This is a genomic window from Streptomyces sp. NPDC101160 (genome assembly GCF_044768205.1).
Lineage (GTDB): Bacteria > Actinomycetota > Actinomycetes > Streptomycetales > Streptomycetaceae > Streptomyces.
Window position 1 is genome coordinate 1 of record NZ_JBIWPJ010000015.1, and the last position, 13,996, is coordinate 13,996.

At 72.3% G+C, this 13,996-nt stretch carries 12 protein-coding genes; 3 read left to right on the forward strand and 9 right to left on the reverse strand.

Features of this window, described 5'->3' with window-relative positions:
* The first annotated feature begins 245 nt into the window (after nucleotides 1-245).
* Entirely contained in the window at nucleotides 246-1,583 is a 1,338-nt protein-coding gene (locus ACIRSU_RS35285; protein WP_403801349.1) for a UDP-glucose dehydrogenase family protein, read from the forward strand.
* A gap of 637 nt (nucleotides 1,584-2,220) precedes the next feature.
* Here the strand turns inward: ACIRSU_RS35285 and ACIRSU_RS35290 are convergent.
* The 3 genes from ACIRSU_RS35290 to ACIRSU_RS35300 are packed head-to-tail and all read right to left on the reverse strand — an operon-like array spanning nucleotide 2,221 to nucleotide 5,085.
* Nucleotides 2,221-3,438: a dipeptidase gene (locus tag ACIRSU_RS35290; RefSeq protein WP_403801352.1), complete on the reverse strand. Its 1,218-nt coding sequence runs from the start codon at nucleotides 3,436-3,438 to the stop codon at nucleotides 2,221-2,223.
* Nucleotides 3,435-3,932, reverse strand: a complete 498-nt coding sequence (purE, locus tag ACIRSU_RS35295; RefSeq protein ID WP_403801595.1) for a 5-(carboxyamino)imidazole ribonucleotide mutase — start codon at nucleotides 3,930-3,932, stop codon at nucleotides 3,435-3,437. The genes ACIRSU_RS35290 and purE overlap by 4 nt, the downstream gene beginning before the upstream one ends.
* A 34-nt stretch (nucleotides 3,933-3,966) precedes the next feature.
* Nucleotides 3,967-5,085 carry a 5-(carboxyamino)imidazole ribonucleotide synthase gene (locus ACIRSU_RS35300; protein ID WP_403801598.1) on the reverse strand — a complete coding sequence of 373 codons (1,119 nt, stop codon included), beginning with the start codon at nucleotides 5,083-5,085 and terminating at the stop codon, nucleotides 3,967-3,969.
* 209 nt (nucleotides 5,086-5,294) lie between these two features.
* On the opposite strand from ACIRSU_RS35300, the gene ACIRSU_RS35305 reads away from it, so the two are divergent.
* Nucleotides 5,295-5,810, forward strand: a complete 516-nt coding sequence (locus ACIRSU_RS35305) for a GtrA family protein (RefSeq protein ID WP_403801355.1) — start codon at nucleotides 5,295-5,297, stop codon at nucleotides 5,808-5,810.
* Nucleotides 5,811-5,841: 31 nt separating this feature from the next.
* Here the strand turns inward: ACIRSU_RS35305 and ACIRSU_RS35310 are convergent, their stop codons facing one another.
* Nucleotides 5,842-7,107 carry an ATP-binding protein gene (locus ACIRSU_RS35310; RefSeq protein ID WP_403801358.1) on the reverse strand — a complete coding sequence of 422 codons (1,266 nt, stop codon included), beginning with the start codon at nucleotides 7,105-7,107 and terminating at the stop codon, nucleotides 5,842-5,844.
* 20 nt (nucleotides 7,108-7,127) lie between these two features.
* Nucleotides 7,128-7,805, reverse strand: a complete 678-nt coding sequence (locus ACIRSU_RS35315; RefSeq protein WP_403801360.1) for a response regulator transcription factor — start codon at nucleotides 7,803-7,805, stop codon at nucleotides 7,128-7,130.
* A gap of 448 nt (nucleotides 7,806-8,253) precedes the next feature.
* Here ACIRSU_RS35315 and ACIRSU_RS35320 point away from each other — a divergent pair, with 448 nt between their 5' ends.
* Nucleotides 8,254-9,774 (forward strand): peptide MFS transporter, encoded by a 1,521-nt coding sequence (locus tag ACIRSU_RS35320; RefSeq protein ID WP_403801363.1) that lies wholly within the window; start codon nucleotides 8,254-8,256, stop codon nucleotides 9,772-9,774.
* A 111-nt stretch (nucleotides 9,775-9,885) separates the two neighbouring features.
* Here ACIRSU_RS35320 and ACIRSU_RS35325 read toward each other — a convergent pair whose 3' ends face one another.
* Genes ACIRSU_RS35325 through ACIRSU_RS35340 form a run of 4 tightly spaced genes read right to left on the reverse strand, consistent with a single transcriptional unit; the run spans nucleotide 9,886 to nucleotide 13,890 of the window.
* Nucleotides 9,886-11,247 carry a hypothetical protein gene (locus ACIRSU_RS35325; protein WP_403801601.1) on the reverse strand — a complete coding sequence of 454 codons (1,362 nt, stop codon included), beginning with the start codon at nucleotides 11,245-11,247 and terminating at the stop codon, nucleotides 9,886-9,888.
* A gap of 38 nt (nucleotides 11,248-11,285) precedes the next feature.
* Complete coding sequence (locus ACIRSU_RS35330) at nucleotides 11,286-12,350, reverse strand: hypothetical protein (protein WP_403801366.1); 1,065 nt, start codon at nucleotides 12,348-12,350, stop codon at nucleotides 11,286-11,288.
* On the reverse strand, nucleotides 12,347-13,192 hold the full coding sequence (locus tag ACIRSU_RS35335; protein ID WP_403801368.1) for a hypothetical protein: 846 nt from the start codon (nucleotides 13,190-13,192) through the stop codon (nucleotides 12,347-12,349). The genes ACIRSU_RS35330 and ACIRSU_RS35335 overlap by 4 nt, the downstream gene beginning before the upstream one ends.
* On the reverse strand, nucleotides 13,192-13,890 hold the full coding sequence (locus ACIRSU_RS35340; protein WP_403801371.1) for a peptidase: 699 nt from the start codon (nucleotides 13,888-13,890) through the stop codon (nucleotides 13,192-13,194). The genes ACIRSU_RS35335 and ACIRSU_RS35340 overlap by 1 nt, the downstream gene beginning before the upstream one ends.
* Nucleotides 13,891-13,996: the final 106 nt, after the last annotated feature.

Consider the following 13,996-nt stretch of genomic DNA (forward strand, 5'->3'; position numbering starts at 1 on the left):
ACCGCGGCGGCGAACGGCGTGATCTTCGCCTCCGCCAGCGAACGGACCGTCTCCCGGAGCATCTCGTGCTCCTCCGACAGGCGATACAGGTCGAAATCGGCGGAACCGCTCACGCTCATTCACTCCCACGCTTGCTAACTACCGTTAAGTAACCGAAATGGTAGGGCGAGACCGGGCGCGGAGCCAGGCCCCGACTATGCTCGGGCAGGCATTCCGCCCGACCTCGACTCCTCACTGGAGACCGCATGGCCCTCAAGATCACCGTGATCGGCACCGGCTACCTCGGCGCCACCCACGCCGCGGCCATGGCGGAGCTCGGCTTCGAGGTCCTCGGTCTCGACGTCGTACCCGAGAAGATCGAGATGCTCGCGGGCGGGCGCGTCCCGATGTACGAGCCCGGCCTTGAGGAGCTGCTCGCGCGGCACGTCGCCGGGATCGAGGGATCCAGCGGGCGGCTGCGCTTCACGACCTCCTGGGAGGAGGCCGGCGCCTTCGGTGACGTCCACTTCGTCTGCGTGAACACTCCGCAGAAGCACGGCGAGTACGCGTGCGACATGTCGTACGTGGACGCCGCCTTCGCGTCCCTCGCGGGCGTCGTACGCGAGGGGGCGCTGGTCGTCGGCAAGTCGACCGTGCCGGTGGGCTCGGCGCAGCGGCTCGCCGCGCTGCTGCCGGAGGGCGTCGGCCTTGCCTGGAACCCGGAGTTCCTGCGCGAGGGCTTCGCCGTGCAGGACACGCTGCACCCGGACCGGGTCGTGGTCGGCGTGCCCGAGGGCACGGACGGCGAGCGGTACGAGAAGGTGCTGCGCGAGGTGTACGCGGGGCCGATCGCGGAGGGCTCGCCCTTCGTGGTGACGGACTACCCGACCGCCGAACTCGTGAAGACCTCCGCGAACTCCTTCCTCGCCACGAAGATCTCCTTCATCAACGCGATGGCGGAGGTCTGCGAGGCCGCCGGCGGCGACGTCGCCAAGCTGGCCGAGGCGATCGGGCACGACGAGCGGATCGGCAACAAGTTCCTGCGGGCCGGGATCGGCTTCGGCGGCGGCTGCCTGCCCAAGGACATCCGGGCCTTCATGGCCCGGGCCGGCGAGCTGGGCGCCGACCAGGCGCTGACCTTCCTCCGCGAGATCGACTCCATCAACATGCGGCGCCGCGCGTCCATGGTCGAGATGGCCCGCGAGGCGCTCGGCGGCGGCTTCCTCGGCAAGCGGGTCGCGGTCCTCGGCGCGACCTTCAAGCCCGACTCGGACGACGTCCGCGACTCGCCGGCGCTCAACGTCGCCGGTCAGATCCACCTCCAGGGCGGCCAGGTCACCGTCTACGACCCCAAGGGCATGCCCAACGCGCGGCGCCTCTTCCCGACGCTCGGCTACGCGGACTCGGCGCTCGACGCCGCGCGCGGCGCCGACGTCGTGCTCCACCTCACCGAATGGCGTGAGTTCCGCGACGCCCTCGACCCGGCCGCCCTGGCCGCGGTCGTCTCCTCCCCCGTCATCCTCGACGGCCGCAACGCGCTGGACCCGGCGCGGTGGCGCGAGGCGGGCTGGACGTACCGAGCGATGGGCCGCCCCCGAGCCTGACCCCCGAGCCGCCACCCGCCCCATGCGGGCGACGCCCCGCCAGGGCGGCCCTCCTCGGCCCGCTCCCGCCTCGCTTCCACCCCCGCCCCCGTTGCTGGCTGCGCTTGCTGGGGCGGCGCCCCGTCGCCCCCCGTTGTGGGCATTCGTCCCGCTGGGGCGGGACGGGTGGGCACAACGGGACGTCGCCCCTTGCCGGGCCTAGGCTCCTCGCGCGTTGACGCCCGGCCCGACGGCGGCGCGGTCGTGGTGCGGGTCCAGGCGCAGGGGGCGGAGGCGCCCGCGTGGGCGCCGTCCCGTGTGCCCACCCGTCCCGCCTGGGGGCACCCCCGGACGAAGTCTGGGGGAGGGACGATTGCCCACACGGGGGGGGAGGTGAGGCGCGACGGCAGCCCACACGGGGTGGGGCGGAGCCCCAGGGGCGGGCGCAGCCCACGGGGCTGGGCGGAGCCCCAGGGGCGGGCGCAGCCCACAGGGCTGGGCGGAGCCCCAGGGGCGGGCGCAGCCCACGGGGCTGGGCGGAGCCCCAGGGGGGCGGGACGCACCGAGGCCCCGGGGGCGGGCGCAGCCCGGAGCCCCGGGGGGCTCGCGGGGCGCACCCGAGGATCCCGACCGAACCGGGACCCTCGGTGACGCACCGTCAGTTCGTTGCGGCCGCGAGGGATTTGATCGTCGCCACCGACGGGCCGCGCAGCGCCCGCTGCTCCCGCGCCACCGACTCCGCGTCCCGCAGCACCCGTACCGCGTTCGACCACGTCAGCTTCGCCAGGTCCGCGCGCGACCAGCCGCGTACGAGCAGCTCCGCGATCAGGTTCGGGTAGCCGGCCACGTCGTCGAGGCCGGACGGGGTGAACGCCGTGCCGTCGTAGTCGCCGCCGATGCCGATGTGGTCGATGCCGGCGACCTCGCGCATGTGGTCGAGGTGGTCGGCGACCGTGGCGGCCGTGGCGATCGGACGCGGGTTCTCCGCCTCGAAGGCGCGGTGCAGCGCCATCGCCGGCGCGGTGGTGTCGAGGTGGTGGAAGCCGTGCGCGCGGAGGTTCTCGTCGGCCCGGTTCGTCCACTCGACCGCCGCCGGGAGGATGAACTTCGGCACGAAGGTCGCCATCGCCACGCCGCCGTTGGCCGGCAGCCGCTCCAGCACGTCGTCCGGGATGTTGCGCGGGTGGGGGCAGACCGCGCGGGACGAGGAGTGCGAGAAGATCACCGGCGCGGCGGTGGTGTCGAGCGCGTCCCGCATCGTCGTCGCGGCGACGTGCGAGAGGTCGACGAGCATGCCGGTGCGGTTCATCTCGCGGACGACCTCGCGGCCGAAGGCGGTGAGCCCGCCGTGCCGCGGCTCGTCGGTGGCCGAGTCCGCCCAGTCGTTGTTCTCGTTGTGGGTGAGCGTCATGTACCGCACGCCCAGGGTGTGCAGGGCGCGCAGGGTGGCCAGCGAGTTGTTGATGGAGTGGCCGCCCTCGGCGCCCTTGAGGGAGGCGATCCGGCCCTCCGCGCGGGCCGCCTCCATGTCGTCGGCGGTCAGCGCGGGCGCGAGGTCGGCCCCGTACCGCGCGAGGAGCAGGTCGACGGCGTCGATCTGCTCCAGGGTGGCGCTCACCGCGTGGTCGCCGGCGAGTCCGCCGGGCACGTACACGGACCAGAACTGGGCGCCGACGCCGCCGGCCCGCAGCCGGGCGAGGTCGGTGTGCAGGGCGCCGGACTGGTCGCCGGCGATGTCGAGCTTGTCGAGGTCGTAGCCGCAGTGCTCGCGCAGGGCCCAGGGCAGGTCGTTGTGCCCGTCGACGACGGGGGCGGAGGCGAGGAGTTCCCGCGCCTCCGCGAGCCGGCCGGCGGCGGTCTCGCCGGCGCCGGTCACTGGGCGAACCCGAAGGACGCCGAGCCCTCGACCTTCTGCCGCAGCCGCTTGCCCTTCTCCGTGGCCTGGTCGTTGAGCTCCTGCTGGAACTCCTTCATGCGGCCGAGCAGTTCGGAGTCGTGCGCGGCGAGCATCCGGGCGGCGAGCAGGCCCGCGTTGCGGGCGCCGGCGACCGAGACGGTGGCGACCGGGACGCCGGCCGGCATCTGGACGATCGAGAGCAGCGAGTCCATGCCGTCGAGGTACTTCAGCGGCACCGGCACGCCGATGACCGGCAGCGGGGTGACCGAGGCGAGCATGCCCGGCAGATGGGCCGCGCCGCCGGCGCCCGCGATGATCGCCTTGAGGCCGCGCTCGGCGGCCTCCTCGCCGTACGTGATCATCTCGCGCGGCATGCGGTGCGCGGAGAGCACGTTGACCTCGTACGGGATCTCGAACTCGTCCAGGGCCTGTGCGGCGGCCTCCATGACGGTCCAGTCCGAGTCGGATCCCATCGCGATGCCGATGAGCGGGTTGCCGTCAGCCGGGTTACTCAACGATCGTCCCTCGCAGGTAGTCGGCGGCGTGGCGGGCGCGCTCCAGCACCTCGTCCAGGTCGTCGCCGTAGGTGTTGACGTGACCGACCTTACGGCCGGGCTTCACGTCCTTGCCGTACATGTGGATCTTCAGCTGCGGGTCGCGGGCCATGCAGTGCAGGTACGCGGAGTACATGTCCGGGAAGTCGCCGCCGAGGACGTTGCACATCACGGTCCACTTCGCGCGCGGGCGCGGGTCGCCCAGCGGAAGGTCCAGGACGGCCCGGACGTGGTTGGCGAACTGCGAGGTCACCGCGCCGTCCTGGCTCCAGTGGCCGGAGTTGTGCGGGCGCATGGCGAGCTCGTTGACGAGGATGCGGCCGTCACGGGTCTCGAACAGCTCGACGGCGAGGTGGCCGACGACGTCCAGCTCCTTGGCGATGCGCAGCGCCAGCTCCTGGGCCTGCCCGGCCAGCTCGTCGGAGAGCTCGGGCGCGGGCGCGATCACGGTGTCGCAGACGCCGTCGACCTGACGGGACTCGACGACCGGGTACGCCACGGCCTGTCCGTGCGGCGAACGGACGATGTTCGCCGCCAGCTCGCGGGAGAAGTCGACCTTCTCCTCGGCGAGCACCGCCACGCCGGCCTTGAAGGCGTCGTGGGCGTCGGCCTCCGACCGGACGAACCAGACGCCCTTGCCGTCGTAGCCGCCGCGGACGGTCTTGAGGATGATCGGGAAACCCTCGCCCTCGGCGGCGAAGGCCGCCGCGTCGGCCGGGTCGGCCACGATGCGGTGCCGCGGGCTGGGCGCGCCGATCTCGTCGAGCTTCGCCCGCATCACCCCCTTGTCCTGGGCGTGCGCGAGGGCCGCGCGGCCGGGCCGGACGACGACGCCGTCCGCCTCCAGGGCCGCGAGGTGCTCCGCGGGCACGTGCTCGTGGTCGAAGGTGATCACGTCACAACCGCGCGCGAAGTCACGCAGCGTGTCCAGGTCGCGATAGTCGCCGATGACGACGTCGCTGACCACCTGGGCCGCCGAGTCCTGCGGGGTGTCACTGAGGAGCTTGAACTTGATGCCGAGCGGGATGCCTGCCTCGTGTGTCATACGAGCGAGCTGACCGCCGCCGACCATGCCGACTACCGGGAACGTCACCCTCTTAGGGTATCCGCACAAGTGGCGGACCCTCGTCCGGCTGTGTTTTGTCACAGGTCGGGTGGGCTCGCCTACGGAACGCGCACGGAACGCGGCCTTCCCGGGCAGTCGGGGGGTGGCGTGGTTAGCATGGCTTGGTTGACGCCGTCCGGCGTCGAGGGGTCAACGGACAGGACAGAGCCATCACGATGAGTGAACCCGGCGCGCTGCGCATGCGAGTGGACCGGCTCGTCCGCGAAGTCGCCAAGTTCGGGGTCGTCGGCGGACTCGGCGTCCTCGTGAACCTGGTGGTCTTCAACCTGGTCCGCCACCTCACCGGGCTTCCGGTGGTACGGGCGAGCATCATCGCCACGATCGTGGCGATCCTCTTCAACTACGTGGGGTTCCGCTACTTCACGTACCGCGACCGCGACAAGTCCGGCCGTACGAAGGAACTGATCCTTTTCCTGCTGTTCAGCGTCGTCGGCATGGTCATCGAGAACGGCGTGCTGTTCGTGGCGACGTACGGCTTCGGCTGGGACACCCCGCTGCAGAGCAACTTCTTCAAGTTCTCCGGCATCGGCGTCGCGACGCTGTTCCGCTTCTGGTCGTACCGCACCTGGGTCTTCAAGGCCCTGCCGGCGAAGGAGGCCGTGCAGACCGCCGAGTCCTTCCTGGAGCAGGCGCCGCGTCAGGCCACCCGCAAGCAGCCCGACCGCGTCTGATCACCTCAAGCCGATCATGTGAAGGGCCTGGTCAGCGGACCGGGCGCTCCGGCTGCGTGCGGCTCCTGACCTCGCGGCTCAGGAAGAGCGCGAAGACCGGCGGCTGCTGCTGGAGCAGTTCCAGGCGGCCGCCGTCCGCCTCCGCGAGGTCGCGGGCCACCGCCAGGCCGATCCCGGTGGAGCTGCGGCCGCTGACCGCCCGCTCGAAGATCCGCGCGCCGAGGTCCGCGGGGACGCCGGGGCCCTCGTCGGTCACCTCGATCACCGACTGGTTGCCGGTGACGCGGGTGCGCAGGGCGACCGTGCCGCCGCCGTGCATGAGCGAGTTCTCGATGAGGGCGGCGAGGACCTGAGCGACCGCGCCGGGGGTGCCGACGGCCCGCATGCCCTGCTTGCCGGAGTGCACGATGGCGCGGCCCGCGCTGCGGTAGGCCGGCCGCCACTCCGCCAGCTGCTGGGTGATGACCTCGTCGAGGTCGAAGGCGACCGCGGAGCCGGTCCGCGGGTCGCGCGAGTTCGTGAGCAGCCGCTCGACCACGTCCGTGAGCCGCTCGACCTGCGTGAGCGCGATCGTGGCCTCCTCCCGGACCGTCTCCAGGTCGTCGGCGACGGCCACCTCCTCCAGGCGCATGGAGAGCGCGGTGAGGGGCGTACGGAGCTGGTGGGAGGCGTCGGCGGCGAGCCGGCGCTCGGCGGTGAGCATCCGCGCGATCCGCTCGGCGGAGGCGTCGAGGACGTCCGCGACCCGGTCCAGCTCGGGCACCCCGTACCGCTTGTGGCGCGGGCGCGGGTCGCCGGAGCCGAGCCGCTCGGCGGTCTCGGCGAGGTCGGTGAGCGGCGCGGACAGCTTGTTGGCCTGCCGTACGGCGAGGAGCACGGCCGCCACGACGCAGAGCAGCGCCACCCCGCCGGTGGTCATGGTGGTGCTGAGGACCTCGGAGGTGATCGTGGAGCGGGACTCCTCGACCACCACCTGCTCGCCGCGCTCGCCCTCGGCGTGGCCGCGGATCACGCTGCCGCCCGGCCGGGCCCCGATCTCGATCGGCGGGCGGCCGGGGATGCTGATGTGCGCGTACCGCTTGGCACCGCTCTGCTCGGCGAGGATGTCCGGGGTGACCGGCTCGCCGCCGATCAGCCGGCTGTCGACGATCGAGACGATCCGCAGTGCCTCGGAGTCCACGCTCTCCTGGGCGCCCTCGGTGATCGTGCGGGTCTCGACGATGACGAGGGCGCTGCCGAACACGGCGATGACGACGAGCACCACGGCGAGCGTGGAGTTGATCAGACGGCGGCGCACCCCGGAACGTACCTTCGCTGTCAGTTCTTCTCGAAGCGGAAGCCCACGCCGCGGACGGTGGCGATGTACCGCGGGTTGGCCGCGTCGTCGCCGAGCTTCTTGCGCAGCCAGGAGATGTGCATGTCGAGGGTCTTGGTGGAGGACCACCAGGTGGTGTCCCAGACCTCGCGCATCAGCTGGTCGCGGGTGACGACCCGGCCGGCGTCCCGGACCAGCACCCGGAGCAGGTCGAACTCCTTGGCGGTGAGCTGCAGCTCCTCGTCGCCCATCCAGGCGCGGTGCGACTCGACGTCGATGCGCACGCCGTGGGTGGTGGGCGCGGTGGCCGGCTCGGTGGCGCCGCGCCGCAGCAGGGCCCGGACGCGGGCGAGCAGTTCGGCGAGACGGAAGGGCTTGGTGACGTAGTCGTCGGCGCCGGCGTCGAGGCCGACGACCGTGTCGACCTCGTCGGCGCGGGCGGTGAGCACCAGGATGGGCACCGTGTGGCCCTCGGCGCGCAGCCGCCGGGCGACCTCCAGGCCGTCCATGCCGGGCAGACCGAGGTCGAGCACGACCAGGTCGACCCCGCCCTGGAGTCCGGCGTCGAGGGCGGTCGGGCCGTCCTCTCTGACCTCGACCTCGTATCCCTCCCGCCGCAGGGCGCGGGCCAGCGGTTCCGAGATGGAGGCGTCGTCCTCGGCGAGCAGTACACGGGTCATGAAGGTGATGGTAGTCCGCGTGGCGGCGGTGCCGGGGCGTGATCCACAGCCCCGTCCCCCCGTCGTGCGCCTGGCATCCGCGACCCTGTGGATCATGAACCCCAAGTGGCTTGGGACCTTCGAAAGAGCGAAGTTGGTTCCGTCAGGGCCTGTGATCCATCTCTCAAGTCCTTCCATAACGGGCAGTGTCGTGTCGTATGGTGGCGAGAGTTCTGTAGCGGTAATCGGGGACCTTTGGCCGTGTTGAGGCGCCAAGGGTCTCTTTTCTGCACAAGTCGCCGTCGGCGGTCTTGAGGACAGTGAATGACCTGTGGGCCGGGTCCGACGGCGCGATGACGCGTCAGGGCGTGGATCCCGGAGAGGTGCGACCGCACCTCGCCGGTGCCGGCCTCCCCCACCGGGCGCACCCCGCTCACGAAGCGCGCGTCCCGACAGAGCAAGGATCGACATGGCGTCCACCCTCGCCACGCCTTCTACCGGAACCTCTGGTTCCGGGAAGACGTTCTTCGGCCACCCCCGCGGCCTGGCCACTCTCTTCATGACCGAGATGTGGGAGCGCTTCTCCTACTACGGCATGCGCGCCCTTCTCGTCCTGTACCTGGTCTCCGGCGGCACCGACGCCGCCACGGGCAGCCAGGGCGGCGGCCTCGCCATGACGGCCGCCACGGCCACGGCGATCTACTCCGTGTACGTGTCGATGGTCTACCTGATGGCCATGCCCGGTGGCTGGTTCGGTGACCGCGTGTGGGGTGCCCGCAAGACGGTCACCATCGCCGGCTTCGTGATCATGGCCGGTCACACCGCGCTCGCGATACCCGGCCAGGCCGCGTTCTTCGCCGGTCTCGCGCTCGTCGCCGTCGGTTCCGGTCTGCTGAAGGCCAACATCTCGACGATGGTGGGCCACCTCTACGACGGCCCGGACGACGCGCGCCGTGACGGTGGCTTCACGCTCTTCTACATCGGCATCAACCTCGGTGCCTTCATCGCGCCGCTGGTCATCGGCACCGTCGGTGAGAGCTACAACTGGCACTTCGGCTTCCTGCTCGCCGCCATCGGCATGGCGATCGGCCTGGCCCAGTTCCTCTTCGGCACCAAGCACCTGAGCGAGAAGAGCAACCGGGTCCCGAACCCGCTCTCCGACGCCGAGCGCAAGGCCGTCATCGTCAAGGTCGCCGTCACGGTCGCCGTCGTCGCCGTCTTCTACGCGGCCGTCGTCGCCCTCGGCATGTACACCCTGAACTGGGCCCTCGTCCCGATCACCCTGGCCGGTCTGCTCATCCCGATCGCCGTCCTGGTGCGCATCAAGCGCGACAAGGAGCTCGACAAGGCCGAGCAGTCGAAGGTCTCCGGCTACATCTGGTTCTTCGTGGCCGCCGCCGCCTTCTGGATGATCTACGACCAGGGTGGCTCGACCCTGTCCCTCTTCGCGGACAGCAAGACCAGCGACCACATCGGTCCGCTGAGCTTCCCGGCCACCTGGTTCCAGTCGCTCAACCCGCTCTTCGTCATGGCGCTGGCTCCGGTCTTCGCCTGGCTGTGGCTGTGGCTCGCCCGCCGCAACCAGGAGCCGAGCACCATCGTGAAGTTCTCGCTGGGTCTGCTGGGCATCGGCATCTCGTTCTTCGTCTTCCTCGCCCCGATCGGCCTGGCCACCGGCGACGCCAAGGTCAGCCCGATGTGGCTGGTCGGGATCTACATGATCCAGACCATCGCGGAGCTGTGCCTTTCGCCGGTCGGCCTCTCGGTCACCACGAAGATGGCGCCGCAGAAGTACTCCTCGCAGATGCTGGGTGTCTGGTTCCTCGCCGTCACCGCCGGTGACTGCACCACGGGTCTGCTCTCCCTCGCGGGCGTCGACCTGAACGGCACGGGCATCATCGCCCTGCAGGCCGCGGCCGCCAGCGCCGCCGCCGTCGCGGTGTTCATGTACCGCAAGAAGGTCAAGGCGCTCATGGGCGACGTCCACTGACGGACGTACCCGCCTGACGTACGTACGAAGGCCGCCGCACCGGGTTCGGTGCGGCGGCCTTCGCCGTTTCCCGTACGGCGTTTCCCGTACGTCGTCTCCCGTGCGTTCCTCCTAGCGGCGGAGCTTCGCCCACGGCGTGAACGTGAACACCGCGCCGCCCAGCAGGATCACCGTGCCGGCCACCAGCGCGAGGGCGCGCAGGGCGCCGTCGTCGCCCGCCCCGGTCTCGGCGAGGCCGCCGCCCGAGGAGCCGCCGGAACCGCCGGAGGCGGACGTGGAGCCGCCGGAGGTGCCGGTGCCGCCGGAGGCGCCGCCCGCCTGCTTGCTGGTGTCCAGGGTCAGGGACGCCTGCACGGAGCCCTTGACCTCGCAGGGGATCACGATCGGCGAGCCGCCGAGCGAGACGCTGATGGTGAGCTTCCCGGGGCTCAGCGTGGACTTCCCGCTCGCGCCCGGCTTGTACGTGCCCGTCATGTCCGGCAGGTCGACGGGCTTGCCCGCCTCCAGCGGGGCGGGGTTGCCGGGTCCGGTGACCTTCACCGAGCCGGAGTCGGCGCCGCCGAGCTTCACGTCCATGGAGGGCTTGAGGGCACCGGCGGGGAGGGCGGCGGGGCTGTTCATGACGCCCTTGGCCGTCCTGACGGTGAGGGCGTAGGAGCCACCGCTCTTCTTGGCGTCGATGGTGACCTTGGAGCTGATGGAGGCCGGCCCGGGCGCCTGACAGGCGAACGTGACCGACACCTGCTTGCCGTGGAAGTCGGTCTGTCCGCCGCCCCCGCCGCCGGTGGACCCGCCGGAGGTGGTCGTGCCGCCGGACGTGGTCGTGCCGCCGGAGGCGGACCCGCCGGAGGTCGTGGTGCCGCCGGAGGTCGTGGTGCCGCCGGAGGTGGACCCACCGGAGGTCGTCGTGCCGCCGGACGTGGTGCTCCCGCCCGTACCGCCGCCGGAACCGGAGCCGCCCGACGAGCCCCCGTCGGTGACCTTGATCGTGGCGCCGACCGCGACCGTCTCCTTCGGGGAGCACTTGGTGTCCGTGGACATCGGCTTGGAGACGTTGATGTTGTACTTGTCGGGCGTCAGGGTCACGTCGCCCGCCTTGGCCAGCTTCAGCTTGCCCTTCATGTCCGGCAGGACCATCGGGCTGTTCTTCTTGATCGGCGGGTTCTGCCGCGGGCCCTCCATCGCCAGCGTGCCGCTCGCCGCGCCACCGAGGTTGATCACCCCGGTCGGCTTCACGGTGTCCTTGTCCAGGTCGAGGATGTCCGGGTTCTTGGACGCGGCCTCGACCGTCTTCCAGACCACCTCCACCTCGTCGCCGACCTTGGCCTGCGCGGGCGCGGTGATCTGCACCTTGGTCGTGCCCTCCACCGGCGGCAGGCCGGAGATGGCGGGCGGGATGCACTCGGTCTTGTACGAGACCTCGGCGGCCTGGGCGGGGCTCGCGGTCAGCAGGATCCCCGCGCCGCCGAGCATCAGCGCGATCCCGGCCGCGGTCGTCCTCCGTTGCGTGCTCACGACAGTTCCTTCCTCGTCGGGCTGTTCTCGGGCGGTGCGGACGGTGCGGACGGTGTGGACGGTGCGGCGTCGGGGGTGAACCACGGCAGGGCCGCGGTCGGTACGGGTTCGGGCTCGGGCTCGGACACCGGGGCTCGGCGGGCCCGTTGGGGGCGCCGGGCGCGGCGCCGGGCGGGGGCCCGGGCCGCCTCCGGCCTGACCTTGTCGACGATCGCCATGCCGATACGGAAGAGGGCGGCCGGGACGACGACCGCGAGCAGCAGCCAGAAGAGCACCACGCCCCACGGCCGCCCCACGCCCCACGGCTGCTCGACGAGCACCTTCCCGCCGTACCTCACCGAGACCTGGTAGTCGCCGTGCGCGCCCGCGGTGAGCTCGACGGGCAGCCGCACCAGGGCCTTCCGGCCGGGTGCGATCGTGCCGCGCCACTGCCGCTCGTCGTACTGCGGCGAGAAGACCCCGTGGCTGCTGCCGACCTCGAAGACGGGGTCCTTGACGGTGGTCTGGCCCAGGTTGCCGAGGGTGACGACGACCTCGCGGCGTGCCGGCGCGCCGAACCAGACGAGGACGCCACTGGAGCCTTCGAGCCGGGCCGAGGTGAGCGGCACGAGCCGGCCGCTGCCGGTGGCCTCCGGCAGCGGGGCGGTCGGGTGCCCCGCGACGGTGAAGGCGACGTCGACGACGTCCTGCTGCCCCGTGACCCCGGCGACGTGCACCACGCAGGGGCAGGGCCTGGGCGGTTCGGCGACCGGCAGTTTCTGGCTGAAGGTGCCCTTGGCGTCGACGGTGGCGGCGCGCCCGTCGGTGTTGGCGCAGGAGTTGGTGCCGCCGATGACGCCCCTGCCGGGCGCGGACTGGCCGCAGACCAGCAGCATCAGCAACGCGCCGGGCTTCCAGCCGGAGCCGCTGACGGTGATCTCGCCGCCCTTCCCGCCCTCGCTCTGCGAGAGCGCGGCGGTCGGACCGGGTGCGGCGGTCGCGGGCGTGGTCGGCGACAGTGCGAGGAGCGTGAGGAGCGCGAGGAGCAGGACGGAGAGCGGCGCCGTACGCGGGTGGGTCATCGTCGTCTCCTCCGTATCGCGTACGTGGCCGGGCCCGCCGCCGCGAGGAGGACGGCCGCCGCGCCGCCGAGGCCCGCCGGGGAGGCGAAGGAGGCGTCCGCGCGGGCGGTCGCGGGGGCCGCGTCGGGCGCGCCGGCGGTCAGCCGGACGGTGACCGAGTCGAGCGCGGGCGGGTCGGGCCAGGGTTCGGTGCGGGTGGCGCGCTCGCCGGGGCGCAGGACGAGCGGGAGCGGGCGCTCGGGGCGGTCGAGGACGGTGCCGAGGACGCCGTCGGCGTGCACGGCGAGGCGCGGGGCGAGGACGGTGTTGCCGCGGTTGACCAGGGTGTAGCGGATGCCGCGCGCGCGGTCGACCGTCACGTCCTCGACGGTGAGCGCGGCGAGCCGCGGCCCGCTGACCCTGAGGTGGAGCGGGACGACCGCCGCGCGGCCGGCGGCCTCGGCCCGTACCGCGCCTCTGCGCTCCCCGGGCGGGGTGTCGGCCGTGACGGTGACGGCGAAGGGCACGTCGGCGCGGGTCCGGGCGGGCACGGTCACGGTGCGGGCGGCGAAGGCGACGGGCGCGCCCTGGCCGGTGAGCCGTACGGTGAGCGGCCCGGAGGTGCGGTTGGTGACGGACAGGGTGTCCTGGAGGACGCTGCCGGCGGCGCCCTCCAGATAGACGTACGGGCGGCCGGCGGCGGGCGTCGCCGTCCAGGCCTCGGCGGCGCGGGGCGGCGGGGCGGCCGCGAGCACGCCGAGGATCGCGACGGCCCCGAGCCCCGCCCGTACCGCCTGCCCCGCCCGTACCGCCTGCCCTGCCCGTACTGCCCGTACCGCCCACCCCGCCCGTGCCGCCCGCATCAGCGCGCCGTACGCCGGGTGAGCCAGAGCACCCCGGCCGCGCCGGTCAGCAGCACGGTGCCGCCGAGGGTGCCGAGCGCGGCGGCGGAGTCGAGCGGCCCGGTCTTGGGCAGCTGCCCGCCGGAACCGCCACCGGAGTCCGTAGCACCGGAGGGCCCGCCGTCGGACCCGCCGGAGCCGCCCGCGGCGGTGACGTCCAGCTCCAGGGACGGCTTGGGGCTGTTGGTCGGCTTGCAGACGGCGGCGTCCATGCCGAGCGCGTGGACGGTGAGGGTCCCGGCCGTGAAGGTGACCCTGCCGCTCTTCTTCGGCGTGTACGTGCCCGTCAACTTCCCGATCTTGATGGGGGTGTTGGGCGGGATCGCCGCGGTGTTGGGGGCGCCCTTGACCTGGACCTTGCCGCTGTCGGCGCCGCCGAGGACGAGCTCGGCGCGCGGGGTCATGACACCCTTCGGCAGCTCGACAGGACTGTCGGAGACGCCTTTGTCGAAGGACATCGTGATCGTGTACGAGCTGCCGCTCTTCGCGGCCGTGATGTCGACGGGCGAGACGGCGCTCTTGGGGCCGATCTTCGTCTCGCACGCGTAGTTGACGTCGACGACGGCGGCGTGCGCGGCGGGGGCCGAGAGCAGCACGGCCGAGCCGGCCACCGCCACCGCCGCTGTCAGCGCACTGGCTGTTCTTCTCCGGTTCGGCACGTTAGGCACCCCGAGCACCCCTCACCGCGAGTTACTGACGGTCTATCAGATTGGCCGTCAAGGTACGCCGGGGCCCTTGGGGAGGGAAGAGAGAGGGCTGTGAAAG